Source organism: Corallococcus sp. Z5C101001, from assembly GCF_007352635.1.
Classification (GTDB): Bacteria; Myxococcota; Myxococcia; order Myxococcales; family Myxococcaceae; genus Corallococcus; species Corallococcus silvisoli.
In genome coordinates, this window is the sequence record NZ_VKLU01000051.1 from 1 (window position 1) to 1,890 (window position 1,890).

General features: G+C 67.5%; 1 protein-coding gene. It reads left to right on the plus strand.

What is annotated here, in order from left to right; all coding sequences use genetic code 11:
• The coding region (locus FOF48_RS36145) for a condensation domain-containing protein (RefSeq protein ID WP_255443078.1) at positions 1-1,890 on the plus strand (1,890 nt) is incomplete at both ends.

Genomic DNA, 1,890 nt, shown 5'->3' on the forward strand with positions numbered 1-1,890 from the left:
GGAGGGGGAGGAGCTGAAGGCCCAGCTGAGGCAGGGGCTGCCGGAGTACATGGTGCCGGGCGTGGTGATGGTGCTGGACGCGCTGCCGTTGAACGCGAATGGGAAGGTGGATCGCAAGGCGTTGCCGGAGCCGGAGGCGCCGAAGGCGGGGAGCGCGTACGAGGCGCCGAGGACGCGGACGGAAGCGAAGCTGGCGAGCATCTGGGCGGAGGTGCTGCGAGTCCCGCGAGTGGGAGTGAGGGACAATTTCTTCGCGTTGGGTGGGCACTCACTGCTGGCGACACAGGTGGTGTCGCGGGTGAGGATGGAGACAGGAGCGGAGCTGCCGCTGCGCGCGTTGTTCGAGGCGCCCACGGTGGAGGCCCTCGCCCTGCGACTGGAGAAGGCCACCCGGTCGAACCTGTCGGCCATCGGGCCCGTGAAGGGAAATGCCGCCCGTCCTCTGTCGTTCGCGCAGCAGCGGCTGTGGTTCATCGACCAGCTGGAGCCGGGCACGGCGCTCTACAACATGCCCGTGGCGGTGCGACTGGAAGGCACGCTGCATCAGGACGTTCTGGAGCGGGCGCTGCGCGAAGTGACGCGGCGCCATGAGGCGTTGCGGACGACCTTCGCGGAGGAGAACGGTCAGCCCATCCAGGTCATCCATCCCGACATGAATCTGATGCTGGATCAGGTGGACCTGACCGGCTCGGAGGCTCGCGAGCGGATGTCGCTGGCCAGACAGCGGATCACACAGGAGACGCTGAAGCCATTCGACCTGCTGCGAGGCCCGTTGCTTCGGGCGCTATTGGTGAAGCTGGACACGCAGGAGCATGTGCTCCTGGTGACGATGCACCACATCGTCTCGGATGGTTGGTCGCAGGGCGTACTGGTTCGTGAGGTGAGCGCGCTCTACGCGGCCTTCGCGGAGGGCCGTCCGTCGCCACTGCCGGAGCTGTCCGTGCAGTACGCGGACTTCGCGGTCTGGCAGCGCCAGGAGTTGCAGGGCGCGGTGCTCCAGCGGGAAGTGGATTACTGGAAGCAGAAGCTCTCCGGTGCGCCGCCTGCGTTGGAGCTGCCAACAGACCACCCGCGCCCCGCGGTGCGAGGCAACGCCGGTGCGACGCAGGTCTTCCACTGGCCGCAAGCGCTCGCAGAGGGCCTTCGAGAGTTGGCGAAGCGCGAAAGTGCCTCGCTGTACATGGTGCTGCTGGCGGGCTGGCAGGCCTTGTTGTCGAGGTACTCGGGCCAGGAAGACATCAGCGTGGGTTCGCCCATCGCGGGCCGCGTGCGCCCCGAGGTCGAAGGGCTCATCGGCTTCTTCGTGAACACGCTGGTGTTGCGGACGCAGCTGGAGGACGGCCTGTCCTTCCGTGGGCTGTTGAAACAGGTCCGGGAGACGGTCCTGGAGGCGCAGGACCACCAGCAGCTGCCCTTCGAGAAGCTGGTGGAGGCGCTTCAGCCCCAGCGTGACCGGAGTCACACGCCGCTGTTCCAGACGCTGCTGGCGCTCCAGAACGTACCCGTGGGCGAGGCAAGGCTGCCGGGCATGTCGCTCAAGCCCGTGGCGCTGGAGGGAAGGACGTCGAAGTTCGACCTGAGCGTCTTCTTCATGGAGACGGCGGACGGGTTGAGCGGGGGGCTCGAATACAGCACTGAGCTGTTCGAGTCCGCCACGGTGCGCCGCATGGTGGAGCACTTGCGCGTGCTGCTGGAGGGTGTGCTGGCCCATCCCGAGACACGGGTGGATCGGACGTCCCTGCTCGACGCGGCCGAGCGCAGCCTGCTCGTGGAGACGTGGGCCCGCGCGCGGAATGAAGACCTGGGCACCACTTCCGTGCACGCGCGATTCGAGGAGCAGGCGAGGAGGAGGGCCGGAGAGGTGGCGCTGAAGAGCGCGGAGGAAGGCGG